This is a genomic window from Cryobacterium sp. Hh38, from assembly GCF_004403235.1.
Taxonomy (GTDB): domain Bacteria; phylum Actinomycetota; class Actinomycetes; order Actinomycetales; family Microbacteriaceae; genus Cryobacterium; species Cryobacterium levicorallinum.
Genome location: NZ_SOHD01000018.1, coordinates 1 through 14,278, shown reverse-complemented (window position 1 = coordinate 14,278; position 14,278 = coordinate 1). Strand labels below are relative to the sequence as shown.

Here is a 14,278-nt window from a genome sequence, read left to right as displayed (position 1 = left end):
CACGCCTCAGTCAAGACCTCAGCCTTACTCGCCTGCGCCCACGCGATCACCTTCTCCAGGTAAAGCACCCGGTCGACGAATTGCGCCTGGTGCCGCTGGAACGGACTCAGCACGTCTGCCGGACTACCAGGGGCCAGGCCGGGTTGGTCAGCGTCAGCCGGGTCAGCCTCAGCACGGTCAGCCTCGGCACGGTCAGCCTCGGCAGGGTCAGTGTGACGCTCGTCAGCGGTGCACCCGTCAGCGGTGCACCCGTCCGGGATGAAATCGACCGGGAGAAAATTGTCCGCGAGGTAGTTCGTATACAGGAACTCCTCGCGGAGGTCCTCATCGAAGAGATACTCGGGCGGCACCGCAGCGAACACCTCGGTCAGATCGAGGTCGGCCGGAATGGTCGGGCCGTCAATCAACTCCGGGCGGCCAACCGCCAGGCTCACCGGTACCGGGCTCACTGATGCCGGGTTGACCGGTTCCAGATCGACCGGGTCGGTGACCTCATACGGGGCGCAGTCTCCGAGCCCCTCGGCCAGTTGGAGCCGCCAATCAGCCTGACACTGCGCCCAGAACACCTCGAACTCGGCACGCTCTTCGGGTGTGGACGGCGGGTAGCCGTGAGCCGCGAAGAACGGATCGACACGGCCCGGCTGGGGAGTATCGCCGCTCTGGCTCATAGAAGAAGGATACCAAAACCATGCGCCAGAGTCGAGAGATTCTCAGATATGTTTGGATTTATGTGCGAATATGCATTCGGGCAGACCGCGCGTTGTCGAGACGGCTCAGGCCAGTCCACGGCGGTCTCGGCAAGCTCGACCAACGGAAACGGGTGGGTCTCGCAGGTAGCCAGCACCCCGACTACGTGCAGCTAGCGTCCAGCGAGGGCAGTGGACGGCGAGTGCACCCCTATTCGACCCCGTCCGGGGTATTGCCATTCGGTCAGGACCACACGCACCCTTCGGGCTCAAACAAGTGGGGGGGACACCGTGGCCAATCGCAAGGTGACCTAGTCCGACATGACGGATGCCGCTGGTCGACTCAGTTGCGGCAAGGAAGACCTCATCACCAAGCTGACCGAGCTGCAGACGCTCGTGAACAACCTGGTCGGTTCCCGCTTCGTGACGGACTCAGCTTCGGATGCTTTCCAGACCGCGTATGACTCGTTCACGCAGGGCACGACCCGTCGCGGTCGACGGCCTCGACGGCATGAGTCAGTTCTTCACCGCCGACGCACGCGGCAACGCGGACACCGAGCTCGGCAACGCTATCCGCGGCTAGCGCCCGGTCAAGCCTTCCGTGGCCCCCACCGCGCTCACATTTTGCACCCCCATTGTGGGGGTGTACCATGTCCCCTTGTGGGTGTCGGGATCGGGCGCCGTGGTTAAGCTTGAACCTTAGACCAGCACAAGGTTGCACGACAGAAACAACGCAGGTCGGGGGGAGCAATGGGCAGGCGACTTCCCTCTGTTCCGCCCGTTTTGTCGGGATACAGCTACGTGCGCCCGCTCGGCACCGGCGGATTCGCCGACGTCTTTCTGTTCGAACAGAACATGCCGCGCCGCTCCGTGGCCGTCAAAGTGCTGCTGCGGGACATCGTCGACGATGACGTATTGCGCTCATTCAATGCCGAAGCCGATGTCATGGCCAGGCTCAGCTCGCATCCGTCTATTCTCACCGTCTACAACGCGAGCATCTCGGCCGACGGCCGCCCCTATCTCGTGATGGAATTCTGCCCTGGCTCATACTCCTCGCGTGAGCGCGCTGCGCCGCTGCGCCTGGCGACGGTGCTGGGCGTCGCGGTCAAAATCGCCTGCGCCCTCGAAACCGCACACCGCTCCAAGGTGCTGCACCGAGACATCAAACCGTCCAACATTCTCACCACGACCTTCGGCGGTCCGGTGCTCGGTGACTTCGGTATCGCCGCTTCCCTGGCTGGCGGCGGCCCGGGCGAACTGTTCGCCATGTCGCTGCCGTGGAGCGCCCCAGAAGTTGTCGACGAACGCACGACCGGTACCGTCGCCACCGAAGTCTGGTCGTTCGGCGCCACCCTCTACTCGCTACTGGCCGATCGGGCCCCGTTCGACCTGCCCGCCGGATCCGCCGGATCCCGCGCACAGCTGAAACAACGCATCAGCCGGGCCAAATACACGAGCATCGGGCGAGCGGATGTTCCCCCCGCCCTCGAAACCATCCTCGCCCGCATGATGAGTCGCGACCCGGCCAGCCGCCAAGCGAGCCTGCTCGAGTGCGCCCACGATCTGCAGCGGGTGCAACGCGACCTGGGGCTGCCGATCACGGCGCTCGAAGTGGCGGACGAAGCGTGGGCATCCGCTGGCGTGCCCGTCGATTTCAACAACCTGGAGGCGCGTGGCCCGGTCGTCTCCGACGTGGTCATCGCGTCGCTGCGCCCCGGCCGGGGCACCCGTCGCCCGGCCTCACAAACGCGGGAGGGCACGCTGACCGACGTCGACGTCGACGGCCCCCGCCGAACGCGCCTGCGCCCGGTGGCCCTCGCCCTGCTGCTGGTCGGGGCGGTCGTCGTCGGTGGTGGCGCGATGTTCGGCGCCCTGTTTCTCGTTGGGCTGATCTAGTGGCCGGGCCGCGCACCCGCCGCCGATTCCCGGTGATATCGAAGAAGCGTCGCGGCATGATTCGCATTATGGCGGTGGCCGCGATTGGTGCGTTGCTGGCCACGGTGGCCATAGTCGTCGACGGTTTCGACGTGAAGCAGACTCCGGTGCACGCGAGCTCGATCTGGGCGCTGCAGAGCGGCGACGGCAACCGGTACGCCCGCATCAACACCGACCTGCTCGAACTGGACACCGTGAAAACCGTGCCGGCGCCGAGCGAATTGGTGCAGACCGACGCGACCGTGCTGCTCTACGCGCAGAACAACGAAAAAGTCGTCGACGTGAGCCTCGCCGCGCCAATCGACCTCGGCGACGACGCCGCCGACTACGACGTGACCCCGGCCGGTACCCGCACCGTCGTCTCATCGGGGGCCTGGGTCGGCTACCTCACGAGCACCGGAGCGGTGTTCGCCGGGGCGGTCGGCGCGGCCGAGTCCCCGCGCCCGGTCAACCCCTACGCCGACGACGAGGTCATCGAGGGCGAAACCGCCCGCTTCTACGTCTCCGACGCCGTCGCGATCACCCCCGCCGGCGTGCTCTACAGCTACTCCAGCGCGGCCAACAGCGTGCTGCGCTATTCCATAGTGGACGACGAAATTCTGGGTGATGACACCGTCACCGACGGTCCGACCGAGCCAGGCACGCAACTGAGCGTCGTAGGCGATACCTGGGCGCTGCTCAGCATGGCCGGCGACGAACTCTGGCTGGCCGGCCAGGACGAACCGGTCGAGACGAATCTGAGCGAGCTGGCCGTGCTGCAGCGCCCGAGCAGCACCGACGACCTGCGCGGTTCCGACGGCGTGCTCGTGGCCGACCAGACCGGCCTGGTCTCCTTTGCGCTGGCTGACGGTGCCCGCACCGAACTGGTCGGCGATTTTGAGACTGTGCTCGGCGCCCCGGCCGTACCGACCCCTTTTAATGGCGAGCGCTACGCGGCCTGGCTGCCGTCCTCCGGCGCCGGCGGCACCCTGTTCAGCGAAAGCGCCGGCGAAACGACGCTCAGCTACGGCACGGCCACACCGAACGGGGACGCAGCCCCCGCGTTTCGGTCCAACGACTCCCTCATGATTCTCAACGACTCCCGGAGCGGATGGGTGTGGACCGTTCCGGACGGCGCCCTGGTCAAGAGTTCCCAGGACTGGACCCTCGCCGCGGCTGAAAAACCGCAGCGCCAGGACGACGTGGAGGAAGCCTCTGAGGTTGTCGAGCCCAAGGCTCCCGTGGCGGTTGCCGATGCCTTCGGGGTGCGCAGCGACCAACTCGCCCTGCTTCCCGTGCTGCTCAACGACCACGACGCCAACGACGACGTGCTCACCGTGCTGCCAGCCTCGGTGACCGGGCTTGACCCTTCCTGGGGCACCGTCAGCGTCACCGACTCGAACCAGGCCATCGCAGTGCAGGTCGCCGCCGGCGCTCGCGGCTCGGCCACGTTCAGCTACGCCGTCACCGACGGTTCCCGCGTAGACGGACTCAACTCGCCGGCCACGACGGTCACCCTGACCGTGCACGGCGACGACGTGAATGCCGCGCCGGTATGGTGCGGCACCGAGGGCTGCCTGCAAGACTGGCCGAGCCCCGAGGTGCAACCCGGCGGTACGGTCACCGTTCCGGTGCTGCCCGGCTGGGTCGATCCCGACGGGGATCCGATTTTCGTCGCATCCGTTGTAAACACGACCGACGTCGGCTCGGTCAGCGTGACGCCGGCCGGGGTGCTCGTCTACAAGCACCCCAACGCGGCCGACCAGACCGCGCAATCGGCAACCATTCTGGTGAGCGTCTCCGACATTCACGGCGCCACGGCCGAGAAGGTGCTCACGATCGCGGTCACGCCGACCCCGCAGCTCACGGCCCTACCGTTCGCACTGCTCGCCTCGGTGAACGAACGCCTCACGGTCAGCCCGGCCGAGTACGTCTCCGGAGCAGCCGGCCTGTACCGCATCAATTCGGCGACCACCCCGACCAGCTCCGAGGGATCCACGGTCGGCGTCACCGCCAACGGAACCTCCTTCGACTTCGTCGCCACTATGCCAGGCAACTACACGGTCAGTCTCACCATCGCCGACGACGCCAGCGAAGTCGTCTCTTTCGTGCGCATTTCGGTGGTGCCAGCGGATGCGCAGGCACTCACCACCTCCCCGGTGACCGTTTTCGTGCGGCCCAAGGCGGACACGAGCGTCGACGTCTTCACCGCCGTCTCCAACCCGGCCGGGCGGGTGCTGCTGCTCGGCGAAGCCATCCCCGAGACCGTGTTCGGGGCGTCGCTCAGCGTCGACGTGGTCGGCCAGAACGTGTTGCGCGTGCGCGGCTCGACCGCCGACGAACGGCCGGGCAAACTCGGCACCGTGCGCTACACCGTCTCTGACGGCACCGAAAACCCGCTGTACACCGTGCGCGGCGAGGCCACCGTCTACCTGCTTCCGGCGTCAGTGCCGCAGGCACCGATCGCCAGGAACGACAGCGTGTCGGTGCGGGTCGGCGCGCAGATTGACATTCCCGTGCTCGCCAACGACGTCGCGCCCGACGGCAATATCGTGATGCTCAACGCCGAATCGGTGCAGAACAGAAACGATCGGGGTCTCGCCTTCGCGGCCGGTGTCGAGCTGCGCTACCTCGCGCCGGACCAGCCGGGCAGCTATGAACTCGGCTACAGCGTCTATGTCGCCGGCGCCCCCGAATTGATCGACTCGGCCGTCGTCTCGATCGAGGTGCTCGCCGAGGGCGACAACACCGCCCCACAGCCGCACACCCTCTACGGCCGCGTGCTGTCGGGGGAGAGCATTGAGATTCCGTTCGACAGCTTCGGCCTCGACGCGGACGGCGACACCGTCGTGCTCGACCGGGTACTGACCCAACCGGCGCGCGGAACCGCCGGGGTCAACGCCACCGGCGACGCCATTGTCTATTCGAGCCCGCTCGACTACCACGGCGCCATCGAATTCCAATACCGGGTGCGCGATGCCAGCGGAGCCACCGGCATCGCCCTGGTACGCATCGGTGTGCTCGACCAGCGCTCCAACCCGAGCCCGATCACGTTCAGTGACTACGTCGAGGTGCAGGTCGGTGCCGACAACCTGGTGATCGTGCGCCCGGCCGCCAACGACGTGGAACCCGGCGGCGGTCGACTCACCCTGACCGGCGTCACGCCCGACGCCACGGCCGGCTCGCTCGAATACGATGCCCTGCAGCAGCGCATCGGGCAGGTCACCGACAGCCAGGTGGTCTTCACCGCCGGCGACGACCCCGGACTGCTCACCTTCGTCTACTCCGTCGCCAACGAGAACGAAGACGTCGGCCAGGGCCTCATCGTTGTGAAGGTGGTGCGCGCCTCCGTTCCTGACTTTCCCATCGTCATTGACACGACCGTCGCGCTCGACGACCGCGACTCGTTCCCGACAGGCATCGACGTCGTGACCGGCAAAGTCTCCTGGAACTCCGGCGACGTCGGGGGCCTGACCCTCGCACTGTGGGGCGACCACCCCGGCCTCACGGTCTCCGGCTGGAAGATCAGCGGCGAGGTCCCCGACGAAGGCCTCCTCGCCCCGTTCTCCCTCACCGGGCTGAACTTTCAGGGTGTCGAAGTCACCACCTACGGGTTCCTGCGCATCCCAGCAGCGGATGCCATCATCCTCGCGCTCAAAAAGGGCAACGTGGAGCAGAACGTTCGGGAAGACGCCTCCGTCAGCTTCGACCTGGCCAGCCTGGTGTCGATTCCGGCCGGGACCGAGCTGCAACTGGAGCGGTCGGGCATCCGTTCATCGGGCGAACGCGCAAACGCGCGGTGTACCTTCGACGCCGGCACCCGCGTCACCTATCGGGCCGGATCCGATGCCCCCTGGAGCGACTCGTGCACCGTGCCGGTGCGCATCGACGGCCAGGAGGATTACACCCAGCTGGTCGTGCCGATCGTCGTTGAACCGCTTGACCCGCAGCCGACCCTGCGCCCAGCGGCACTGACCCAAAGCCCGGGCGCCGACGACATTCGTTACGACCTCAGCCACATGGTCGACTGGCAGGGTAAGGGAGCGGTACCGGCGCTGACCTTCGCGACCGAGATCGTCTCCGACCAGTTCACCGTGACGCAGGACGGTGCCATTCTCACGATCTCCGTCGCGGACAACGCCGTGGCCGGCCGTGAGGCGGCCGTGACGGTGAGCCTCGCCAGCCACCGTGACGCCGAGCCGGCCCTGCTCGCGCTCAAAGTCGGCCCGGCGCCGAGCGAGTTGCCCAAGGGTGGTACGGTGGCACGGACCTGTTCGCAGTCCTCCGGCTCGAGCTGCTCGATCGCCGTCGTCGGCGTGGCCGGCGAGGTCAACCTGTACCGCAACACGCCGCTTGTACTGGTGTCGGTCGCGGCGCCGAGCACCTGCGTCGGCGTCTCCTTCGCGGTGGAGAACACCCGCAGCGTGCGGGCCTCCTGGTCTGGTGATACCGCCGGCGGGGTCTGCGAGGCCAGTTTTGTGGTGAGGGATGCCCAGGGCAAGCTCAGCGCCGGCAGCCGCAACGGGTCGATCACGGTCGACCTGCAGGGGTACCCCAAGGCGCCGAACGCGGTCACCCAGATCGCCTACGGCGACGAGTCGATCACCCTTTCCGTCAGCCCCGGCGGCGCGAACTCCACCTACCCGAAGCTCACGGGATTCACCCTGTACCGCAATGGGGCTTCGGTCGGTCGCTGTGACGTTTCGGGCAACTGCGGTGTGATTCGAACAACCGAAAACGGTCTGAAGGACCGCTACGAGGCCAAAGCTGTGAACGCCGTCGGCGAATCTCGCAGTGCGGTCGGCGTCACGGCCTGGTCCTATGACACCCCCGGCATGGGAACGCTCACGGCTGAGCCGGTCTTCGACGAGGATGTGACGAGCGCCGGCACCGGTGCTGTGACCGTGACCATCGAAAACAACGACCGGTCCACCAACCGGTACAGCGTCAACGGGGTCGAACAACGAGTCGCTTCGCCCGGTCTCGGAACGACCGAGCTCACCCTCGCACTCGAGGTCGGCGACCAGAACATCACCGTGACCCCGCTGAGCCGCCACGAGCAGCCCGCCGGAACCGGCCCGACCGAGGAGACGACGTCGCAGACGGTGCTCGTGGCCGGATCGCCCGCCATCACCAGTGCCGGTGTGCTGAGCTCGCAGAACCGGTCGATCACCGTGGCCCAAGCGCGCTTCGAGAAGAACTTCAGCACCCTGCCGGAAGAATTTCTCTACGTCGCCTCAATCACCGAGGGCGCGACCTGCCGACTCAGCGCGACCGGACTGACCTCGGCCGGCGCCGCAGCCACCTCGAAAGACCGCGAAATCGACGGTCTGACCAAACACACGGAATATTTCGTGACGGTCTGCTACTCCAACGGCTACGGGGTTGCCACAGCCGCCGTCGATTCGATCACCACCTGGGAGCAGCCGCCCGCCCCGGGCAACGGGGAATACACCTACGGCCTGGCGGCGCCGGTTGACGGCCAGTACCTCATTACCGCTCCCACATCGTCGACGACCGCGCCGAGCGATTTCGTGGTCGACTTCGAAAACTTCGACGCAGTCAGGGGCTCGACGGTGTTCGGCGCCGACCCGCGTATTCGCGTGCGGTACTGCACCGAGGCCGATTCCACCCTGTGCAGCGATTGGTCGACGGTGGAAGCAGCCGACGCCGCGCGCGCCTGGCAGGTCAGGTTCGCGGTGAGCGGCCTCGACAACAGTGGCTGCGTCATCGGCGGCACGCTCGCCGTCGCGGTCGACGCAACTGACACCGGCCTCGCCGAGGGGGTGGTCACCGCTGCGCAGTACGACGTCATCAACCCCAACGGTGGCCGAATGTGGGTGGACGGCGACCAGAATGTGCCCCTGGACGCCGCCCAGACCAGAAACGTGAACTGGACCCTGAGCTGGACCGCCCCCGAAACCTCGGGCCTGGAAATCGTCTCAGGTACCACGACGACCACCGCCGTCGCGTGCACCGCGGCGACCACCACAACACCGTGACAGCAATAAACCGTGACACTGAAAGAGCTACCCATGACAATCACCCCGGAGCAGTCCGAATGGTTCGCCGCGACCTTCACGATGATGGTCGACAACGTTGAACGCGTCGTCCTCGGCAAGCGCCACGTGATCGAACTCGCCTTCACCGCGATGGTCAGCGAGGGCCACCTGCTGCTCGAAGACTACCCAGGCACCGGCAAGACCTCGCTGGCCCGCGCCATGTCACAGACCGTGCAGGGCGTCTCGACCCGAATTCAGTTCACGCCAGACCTGCTGCCCGGCGACGTGACCGGCATCACCGTGTACGACCAGAAGACCGGCGAGTTCGAGTTTCACAGCGGACCGATCTTCGCCAACGTCGTGCTCGCCGACGAGATCAACCGGGCCAGCCCGAAAACCCAGTCGGCGCTGCTCGAAGCGATGGAGGAGGGCAACGTCACCATCGACGGTGTCACCCGCTCCACCGGTGTGCCGTTTCTCGTCATCGCCACCCAGAACCCGATCGAGCACGCCGGCACGTACCGGCTGCCCGAAGCCCAGCTCGACCGCTTCATGATGAAGGCCTCGCTCGGCTACCCCGACCTCGCCGCGACCATTCGTATTCTCGAGGGCACCGCCGATGTGCGGCACGACCTCGCGCCGGTGATCACCCCGCAGGCGCTCGTGAGCATGAGCGACATCGCCCGCGGCGTCTTCGTGAACCCTCTTATCTACGACTACATCGGTCGCCTGGTCGAGGCGACCCGCAATGCTCGCCAGGTGCGTATGGGCGTCAGCGTGCGTGGCGCCCGTGCCCTTACCAAGGCCGCGAAGACCTGGGCCGTCGCGCACGGCCGCAGCTTCGTCACCCCCGACGACGTGAAGGCGCTCGCCGAGCAGGTGCTCGCCCACCGGATGGTGCTCGACCCTGAGGCCGAGTTCGACGGCGTCACCGCGAGCGCCGTTATCGGCCAGATTCTGCTCGACGTGCTGCCGCCCAGTCGGAGCGACCTGGCGTGAGCTTTCACACCGAATCGCGGCGCTCCCAGACATCAAATCTGGCGCGCACCAGCACCCAGACCCGGTCTGCAACGCACACTCGGTATGCCACGACGCGCACGAATAGGTCAACGACGTTGACCCTCGTGGGCGCCGTCGTGCTCTGGATGCGGGCCGCGCGCGCTGTGCGAATCGGTGTGCGGGCATCCGTCGACTGGGTCGGCGAAACGGTCACGCCGGCCGGCTGGGTCGTGGTCACGGCCGCGATCGTGCTGCTGCCGCTCGGCCTGGCGTTCGGCTGGACCGAATTGATCGTGATCGGCTGGGTGGCGGTCGCCCTCATGCTCATTTCACTGCCGTTTCTGGCCGGTGGCCGCGCCTACAGCGTCGACTTCACGCTGCCGGTCGATCGGGTCGTGGCCGGTTCCGAAGTGCTCGGCACCCTCACCGTCACCAATATCTCCAAGCGGCTCGAACTGCCCGGTCGCGTCGACGTTCCGATCGGCCGGGGGCTAGCGGATGTCTACGTGCCGCTGCTGCGCGCCGGTCAGGTGCACGAGGAACACGTGCGCGTGCCCGCGTACCGCCGCGGCATCATCGATGTGGGCCCGGTCACGACCGTGCGCAGCGACCCGCTCGGCGTGCTCGGCCGCGAAGTGGCCTGGGCCGACGTGAATCGCCTGTTCGTGCACCCGGTGACCGTGTCGATTCCGAGCACGAGCGCCGGATTCGTGCGCGACCTCGAGGGCAACCCGACGAGTGACATCGTCGACTCCGATATCTCGTTTCACGCCATTCGGGAGTACGCGCCGGGCGACGGGCAGCGACACATCCACTGGAAGTCAACCGCCAAGACCGGCAAGCTCATGGTGCGCCAGTTCGAGGAGAGCCGGCGTTCGCGCCTAGCTATCGTGCTGAGCCTGAACCAGGCGGAATACGCTTCCGAGGACGAGTTCGAGATGGCGGTCAGCGCCACCGGTTCGCTCGGCGTGCGCGCGATTCGCGACGGTCGGGACCTGGCCGTCGTGGCGAGCGAGGAGATTCCCGATATCGTGCGCAGCAGCATCCGTTCGGTGCGGAGTTTGAGCGTCGTATCGACCCGCACCCTGCTCGACGACCTCACCGCGATTGAGACCAGTGCGCAGGCCATGAACGTTGAAGATGTCTGTCTGCTCGCGGCCCAGGTGGTGCCCGATATGTCGATCGCGTTCGTGGTGTGCGGCGGGGCCATGACCGCCCGGCGGCTGCAGGCGCTCACCCTCAAATTCGACGGCAACGTGCGGGTCGTTGCCGTTCTGTGCAACCCGAAAGCTCAGCCGAGCTTTCGCGACCTGGCCGGCACGAGCGTGCTGACCATCGGCGTGCTCGACGACTTTCGTTCCCTGCTGAGCCGGCGGGCCGCATGAGCGCGCCCGGTTTCCTGCCCTTGCGTCGGCCGCGTCGCGCACCCAGCCAGCGACGGTCCCTCGTGATCAACGCCCTGTTCGTGGTGCTGATGCTGCTGGTCGCCGTCTGGGCGGCCTGGCCGATCTACCAGGACAGCAGCTATCTGGTGATGGCGGCCGGAGCGATCGCGGCGGGCATACTGCTGGCCTGGCTTGCTCGCGCCCGCGGCTGGTCCTGGTTCAGCCTGCTGCTGGCCACCCTCGGCGTCTACCTGTTGCTCGGCGTTCCGCTCGCCGTGCCGTCGGCGCTATCCAGCGTCTCGGGTGCCCTCGGCGGCCTGCTCGACCTGGTCGCCGCCACGGTGTTCAGCTGGAAGGAACTCGTCACCATTTCGCTGCCGGTCGGGTCGTACCAGACCCTGCTGGTGCCGGCCTTCGTGCTGTTCCTCGGCGGCACGACAGCGTCCCTGACGCTCGCCTGGCGCGGCGGCCGACGCTACGCCCTCGCCGTTCCCCTGATCTTCGCCGTGCAACTGTTCGGGCTGGTGTTCGGGCCCGGCGCCGAGAGCGCACCGATGGTGCTGGCCGGGTACACCGTTCCGGCACCGCGGGAGAGCCTGATCGGACTGGCCGCACTGCTGCTCGGCTTCGGCTTTCTGGCCTGGCGCACCCACCTGGCCCGCAGCGAAGCCCTCAATTTGGCGGCCCGCACGACCGGGGTGCGCCGCACTCCTGGCGGCCTCGGCGGGCGGGTGCGCCGCGGCGCCCTCGCCTTCGGCGTGCTCGCACTCGCCGTCGCAGTGTCGCTCGGCGGGCTGTCGGCGGTAGCGTCGACTCCGGCCCGCGAGGTGCTGCGCAGCAGCATCGACCCCGCCGTCGAGCTGCGCGAGTACGTCAGCCCGCTGAGCCAATACCGCAGTTTCTTCAGCGCCGAGCGGTATGACGAGGAGCTATTCACGGTGACTTCTGTTGAGGGCGACCCGGCGAGCCGGGTGCGCCTGGCCGTGCTCAGTCACTATGACGGCGAGGTCTTTCGGGTCGTCGATCCTATATCGGGCGTGAGCGATCAGGACACCGCGTTTGCCCGGGTGCCCCACAGCCGCGGCTCGGCCAGCGGCGGCCGGGCGACCGCGTTTGCGATCAGCGGGTATCAGGGCGTGTGGATGCCGGGGACCGACGCGCTGTCGAGCATCCGCTTTGCCGGCGAACGCGCGGCGGAACTTAGCGACGGGTTCTTCTACAACGCGGGGACGGCATCCGGTATTCAACTGAATGCCCTCGAAAGCGGCGACCGTTACACGATCATTGCCCCGAGCGAAGCGGATGCGACGGATCTGGCCGGTCTCGCCCGCCCGGCGGCTGCGTCCAGACTGATCGATGAGTCGCTGATTCCGGCGAGCCTCGCCGATTGGGTCACCGCGCAGGAGGTCAGCAGTGACGGTGCCGGACTGGCCGAACTCGTCAGCCGGCTGCGGGAGCGCGGCTATCTCAGCCACGCACTGACCACTCCAACGGCACAGTCCTGGACCGCTGACCTCGGTGATTACCAGTTTTCGCCGAGCCTGTCCGGCCACTCGGTCGCGCGCATCGATGCCCTGTTCACCGCCCTGCTGGAGAAGCAGAACAACACCACCTCGACCGAGAACTCCCAGCTGGTCGCCGCCGTCGGCGATGACGAACAATTCGCCGTGGCGACCGCGCTGCTGGCCCAGCACCTCGGGTTTGAATCCCGTGTAGTGCTGGGATTCAGCCTCGCGGCGGCCGACGCGGTAACTGGCGCACCCGGGGCCTGCGTCGAGGGTGTCTGCTCGGGCCAGAACCTTGCGGCCTGGGTCGAAGTGGCCGGAGTGGACGGCAGTTGGATCACCGTGGACGCGACCCCGCAGTTTCAGAACCCGCTCTCACCAATCGACGATGCCACCCGCGACCCGCAGTACAACACCGAGGTGCTGCCCGAGGGAGCTACCGAACGGCGGGCCCCCGAGGCCAACCCGACCAGTGGCGAAGACCAGCAGGAAGAAGAACCGGCCACCCGCACCGACCTGGCCTGGCTGTTCGCGGCCCTGAAGATCGGCGGCATCAGCCTCGCCGCCCTGCTCGTGGTGAGCACACCGTTCCTGGTCATTCTGGGCGCCAAGTTCAAGCGACGCCGGGACCGGGCGCGGGCGCCGGACGTGTCGGCGCGGTTCGCCGGCGGCTGGGACGAATACGTCGACGCCGCCGTCGACCGCGGCTTCGCCGACCAGGGCAGCATGACCCGGGTCGAGATCGCCCGGCACTACCAGTCGGCCGGCGGCAAGATGCTCGCGGCGCTTGCCGACCAGGCCGTGTTCGGCGAAGTGCCCCCGGTTGCCAGCGACAGTGACGCTTTCTGGGCGCTCGTCACCGCTGAGCGCGCCGGGCTGGCCGCGAGCGGCACCAGGCGCGACCGCTGGCTTGCCGCCCTCTCGCTGCGCTCCTTCTCTCGACTGGCGGATGCCGGCCGATCGCGCAGTTTTCAACACCACAGATTTCGACACCACAGCCACGGCACAGTTCGACTAGACGTCACCACAGTGCGCCCAAACCGGCGCTCCAGCAGCAGAATGGGGGAGCGACCGCGCACCAGCGGCCGCAAATCGTAAATGGATGAATCATCTGGAGCGGTCATCGCCGTCGTCGTGGTGCCCGTGCTACTCGGCCTCGGCCTGTATGTGTTTTCGTCGATCGCCCTCGGCAAGGTCTTCGTCAAGCTCGGCGAACAGGCCTGGAAGGCGTGGGTGCCGATCGTCAACATCATCACCCTGTTTGAGCTCGGTCGGTATCCGGCCCTGTGGGTCGTGGGATTGTTCATCCCGGTCGTCGATATCGGAGCCCTGATCGTCTTCATCCTGGCGGTCAACAACGTCAACCGACGGCTCGGCCACGGCGGCGGATTCACCCTGCTCTACCTGGTCGCCTTCCCCATCTGGGCCGGCGTGCTCGGATTCGGCAAGTCCGTCAACACCGGCTGGCTGCCGGTACCGGCCGCAACCGGGTATGTGCCGTTCACCCCGGTGCCGCCGCTGACGGGCCCGGCCGCGCTGGCCGCGCCTGTCTCGTCGCCCGTTCCTGCGGTGTCGCCCGCGTCGCCGGTTCCCGCAGTGCCCGCAGCGCGCCCGGTGTCCCCGGCGTCCGCGCCGACCGTGGCCCCGGATCCCGTTCGTCAGGCCGCGGCACCGTCGCACGCGGCTGCAGTGCCCGCGCCGCTCGCTGCACCGATGCCGCCCGCGCCTGTGTCGCTGCCGCTGTCGGCCGCGCTGCCCACGCCCCCGCCTCCGGTCGTGCGTGGCCT

At 67.4% G+C, this 14,278-nt stretch carries 8 protein-coding genes; 7 read left to right on the top strand and 1 reads right to left on the bottom strand.

The features are described 5' to 3' along the window. A partial coding sequence (locus E3T41_RS07070) for a hypothetical protein (RefSeq protein ID WP_198416394.1) occupies positions 1–668 on the bottom strand: 668 nt, incomplete at its 3' end. A 478-nt stretch (positions 669–1,146) separates the two neighbouring features. Between E3T41_RS07070 and E3T41_RS18740 the strand changes: the two genes are divergently transcribed. The 7 genes from E3T41_RS18740 to E3T41_RS07035 all read left to right on the top strand — a co-directional run. Then, positions 1,147–1,269: a hypothetical protein gene (locus E3T41_RS18740; protein ID WP_255455269.1), complete on the top strand. Its 123-nt coding sequence runs from the start codon at positions 1,147–1,149 to the stop codon at positions 1,267–1,269. 167 nt (positions 1,270–1,436) lie between these two features. Continuing rightward, entirely contained in the window at positions 1,437–2,582 is a 1,146-nt protein-coding gene (locus tag E3T41_RS07060; RefSeq protein ID WP_092452998.1) for a serine/threonine-protein kinase, read from the top strand. 56 nt (positions 2,583–2,638) lie between these two features. Beyond that, positions 2,639–8,602: an Ig-like domain-containing protein gene (locus E3T41_RS07055; RefSeq protein WP_134477879.1), complete on the top strand. Its 5,964-nt coding sequence runs from the start codon at positions 2,639–2,641 to the stop codon at positions 8,600–8,602. Positions 8,603–8,635: 33 nt separating this feature from the next. Beyond that, a complete protein-coding gene (locus tag E3T41_RS07050) occupies positions 8,636–9,601 on the top strand; it encodes a MoxR family ATPase (RefSeq protein ID WP_104131522.1) in 966 nt (321 codons plus the stop codon). A 125-nt stretch (positions 9,602–9,726) separates the two neighbouring features. Continuing rightward, the gene (locus E3T41_RS07045; RefSeq protein WP_241991062.1) at positions 9,727–10,986 is read left to right on the top strand and encodes a DUF58 domain-containing protein; all 1,260 of its coding nucleotides are present in this window, start codon (positions 9,727–9,729) and stop codon (positions 10,984–10,986) included. Next, positions 10,983–13,589, top strand: coding sequence for a transglutaminase domain-containing protein (locus tag E3T41_RS07040; RefSeq protein WP_134477875.1), 2,607 nt, complete (start codon positions 10,983–10,985; stop codon positions 13,587–13,589). Before E3T41_RS07045 ends, E3T41_RS07040 begins: the two co-directional genes overlap by 4 nt. Continuing rightward, positions 13,590–14,278 (top strand): DUF5684 domain-containing protein (locus E3T41_RS07035; RefSeq protein WP_241991061.1); only part of this gene is annotated, 689 nt, incomplete at its 3' end.

Excerpts from the sequence above, each read along its gene's own strand:
- E3T41_RS18740 (WP_255455269.1), top strand. The coding sequence starts at position 1,147 with ATGACTCGTTCACGCAGGGCACGACCCGTCGCGGTCGACGGCCTCGAC.
- E3T41_RS07060 (WP_092452998.1), top strand. The coding sequence starts at position 1,437 with ATGGGCAGGCGACTTCCCTCTGTTCCGCCCGTTTTGTCGGGATACAGC.
- E3T41_RS07055 (WP_134477879.1), top strand. The coding sequence starts at position 2,639 with ATGATTCGCATTATGGCGGTGGCCGCGATTGGTGCGTTGCTGGCCACG.
- E3T41_RS07050 (WP_104131522.1), top strand. The coding sequence starts at position 8,636 with ATGACAATCACCCCGGAGCAGTCCGAATGGTTCGCCGCGACCTTCACG.
- E3T41_RS07040 (WP_134477875.1), top strand. The coding sequence starts at position 10,983 with ATGAGCGCGCCCGGTTTCCTGCCCTTGCGTCGGCCGCGTCGCGCACCC.